The sequence below is a fragment of the Prevotella sp. MGM2 genome (assembly GCF_002933955.1).
GTDB lineage: Bacteria > Bacteroidota > Bacteroidia > Bacteroidales > Bacteroidaceae > Alloprevotella.
Genome location: NZ_BEWW01000044.1, coordinates 1 through 3116 on the forward strand (window position 1 = coordinate 1; position 3116 = coordinate 3116).

At 55.8% G+C, this 3116-nt stretch carries 3 protein-coding genes; all 3 read right to left on the reverse strand.

Going from position 1 to position 3116, the window contains the following annotated elements; all coding sequences use genetic code 11:
• Window positions 1-3: 3 nt before the first annotated feature.
• Window positions 4-1407 (reverse strand): phage minor head protein, encoded by a 1404-nt coding sequence (locus C5S62_RS01000; RefSeq protein ID WP_223301084.1) that lies wholly within the window; start codon window positions 1405-1407, stop codon window positions 4-6.
• 110 nt (window positions 1408-1517) lie between these two features.
• On the reverse strand, window positions 1518-2756 hold the full coding sequence (locus C5S62_RS01005) for a DUF935 family protein (protein ID WP_104403681.1): 1239 nt from the start codon (window positions 2754-2756) through the stop codon (window positions 1518-1520).
• 4 nt (window positions 2757-2760) lie between these two features.
• Window positions 2761-3116, reverse strand: a 356-nt coding sequence (locus C5S62_RS13430; protein ID WP_223301085.1) for a hypothetical protein, incomplete at its 5' end; no start/stop codon positions are given.

Below are 3116 nucleotides of genomic sequence, written 5' to 3' on the forward strand. Positions count from 1 at the left end.
TGTCTATACATCATGTCGGCGAATATCTGCCGAGCCGTCCTCCTTTCGCACCACACAGACAATATGCTTTACCTGTAAATGTCGTGTCTGCCGTTTAAGCCATTTAACGCCGTTGGTAATTTTGCTTGGATGGTACATACTGCCGTCATGGAAATAGAGGCACACGGTATCGGCGGCAATACGGACATCAGAGCGGGCATTATATCTCGCAAGCTGCTTGTTCTTATCCCGGAGCGCAGAGCCATAATGCCTTTTTTTCGATGTTATTGAGCGAATATCCATCATCACGCCGTCGAGCTGCATATCAAGAGCCGGGAGCGTCCGACCCTTTTTCTTCTTGCTCTCGTCGCAGAGGATAGCCGAATGGCCGCTTTGGAACAGAAGCCGCTGCACCTCATTTTCAAGATCCGCGCCTGTCATGCCCCACCGCAGAACCTGTGCATTATTGGATGTGGTATTGTGTCCCACATGGGCGGCGGTTATGCCGCCGGACACCGGGTCATACTCCACACCCCGATACTTGCTGTCCTTTGAAAGACGGTCATAGAGCCGCTTTGCCTCGACCCTGCGCTGCTGCTCGTGAACGACACGGCAGATCCGGCACTGTTCACGCTTGGGGTCGTAAGCAAGATTGAGGCGACCGTCGCAAGAGCCGCACCCTTTGGGGAGGTATGGATGTTTCTTGGGGAACAGTGTCATCTCGCGTCCGGCATTGTAGCGGAACATGCGGGCTTTCGGCTCGTCGGTGCAAGCGTCCCCGGCGGCTTTGGCCGTCTCCGGGTCTGACATAGGATAATCGTCGCGCAGCACCTGATCCACGTCGCAGCGGCAATTCCAACCATTCGGCGGCAGATAGTCGCGCCAAAACGGGTCAGACGGCGGGAGCGTGATATTGTCGAGCGCGGCGTGTTCCGAGCGCACCCTTTCATCCCCTGCGGTACGGTATTGCAGGTTGTAGCGGTCGCCGTCGGCCACGAAATCGTGCCATTTAACGGCCATCTGCGAGGTGTGGACGGCATGGTTATACTCGGCATAGAGATAGTTGGTGTTATACCGGGCATCAATGGCCTCCACGTCCTTGCGGAACGTGTCGAAAGGCTTCACATGGCCGTCCGCATCGGTGAGCGCGAGGCCGACCTCCGAGAGTGAATGGTAGGTCTTGAAGCCGGAGAATATGAAAGCGTTGTTTTGGAGCGCGGCGGTCAGTTCCGGCGGGGTCTCGGTATTGATGGCCGTATCGACGGCGCGGTTAAGCGCGTTGTACGTCTCCTCGACCAACGGACGCACGGCGGGATCGGCAAGCATATCCGGGGAGAAACCTCCACGAGCGAAGACCTCGCGCACGGCGCGGTCGAACACATCACGGTTGAACTCCACACGTCCGACACCTCCGGCGAGTGCAAGCACCTGCGGCTCGTAAAGGGTGGTTAACGCTTGATTAAACAGGCGGTAATGGTCGGCTTTTTCTTTTTGTCTGTCTCGGGGCTTGGCCTCCTGTTTTTCGGAATCCTCACCCCCTACTCGAAAAAAGAGCCGGAAGACTGTTTTACGCCGAGAATCGGGATTTTGTATTTTTCAGTGAAATACTGCGGGTCGATGTCGAAGAACTGCAAGAGCATACGTTCCAGTTCGCGCTGCTCCGCCGGTGAGTATGTGGCCGCATCGTCCCACTTGAACGTAAGCCCGGTAAGGGGGAATCCGAGGCGGATCATTTTCGGAATAAGGTCGTCATTGATAACGTATGCTATCAGCTTGGCATCGGCGGCACATAGATTCTCGAACACTTCAAGATGCGTCTCTGACTGCGATTTTGAGGAACCGTCGTCAACGGTCATGGTCTGTCCGACCACGCCTTTTGACATCTCGGAGTTGGCACGGTCAATGCGTTTGTCGTAGACATTATAAGCGTCGCCACGCGAAGATTCCTTTATGTCTATTGTCGTACCCTCCGGGAACAACGCCCATCCCGCCGCGCCCATCTCCTCGAGCATCACCTCAATCTGCTTGCGGTCGGCGGGGTTCTGCGAGGTGGTAGTTCCCACACGCATAGGCATACCGAAAATCTCGCCGAACACGTCCCAATAGGAGGTCATGTTCTTTTTGGATAACGCGTGGGGAGCGCATTTCAGCAACAGGCCGAGGTTGCGGCTCTCGCCGACCTCCACACACCAGTCGGCCAATGCGCCCTCGCGGTACGGAATGCCCTGCTGCGGGGAATCGGAGCGGTCGCGGAGCAGCACACCATACTCCGGGCATACGTGGTCTCGCGGCACCAGTTCCACGTCGGAGAACTTCATCACGCCGTTAGCGTCGGTAATCACGTCGCCCAACTGGATAAGGGAATGCCCCCACGCGATAGATTCAAGAGCATTGAGCAGGAAATGGTAGAACCACTTGCTCTCAAAGATTTTCGCCGCGTCCTCGTTCTCGTTGCCCGCATCGTCCGTAAGTACAAAGGCTTTGAGCAGCGTCTTGTGGTAGCGTTGAGTGAAGCAGCCTGTGAGGTGCATATCAATAAGCGCGTCGGTATAGATGGAATACAACGCTCCGCGCTTGGGGTTCTCGATGTTGAGAGCCATAGCCCACGCCCGCCGCCACCGGGCAACGTCCTGTTTGGTTAGACTCTGCGTCTGTTGGTTGAGCATCATCACGAGGCTTTTTCGCTTCTTCATGCTGCCGCCGCGCTCGTTGTTGCGGCGAGCGGCGAGGCGTATTGATTCGAGCGACCTCTGCGAGGCGTATCTGTTTTTTGCCATTTTATCAGTGTTTAATCTTGTCGTCAATCATGTTTGAATAATCCTCGGAAGTGAGGCCGGAGAGCGCGGTGGAAATATTGGCCTTGTAGGTCGCTCCGCCGTCCTGTGGAGCGACAGCCGAGGATTTGAGCGCGTTAATGATAGCGTCGATTCTCGCCTTGCAGATGTTAAGCTGCTTCTGCAGTTCGGTGGCGTTTGCCGTTGTCTCGCTGCCGCCGTTCCATACCGACACGCCTTTCTTCATTTCAAGGGTCGTTCCGTCTATGTCTATTTTGAGGTTGTCGGCGGTGAGCGTGGCCGAGCCTTTCTGAGTTTTCAACACCACGGAATTGTCCTTGGAAAAGGCGCGTGAGTTTGACC

Excerpts from the sequence above, each read along its gene's own strand:
- C5S62_RS01005 (WP_104403681.1), bottom strand. The coding sequence starts at position 2,756 with ATGGCAAAAAACAGATACGCCTCGCAGAGGTCGCTCGAATCAATACGC.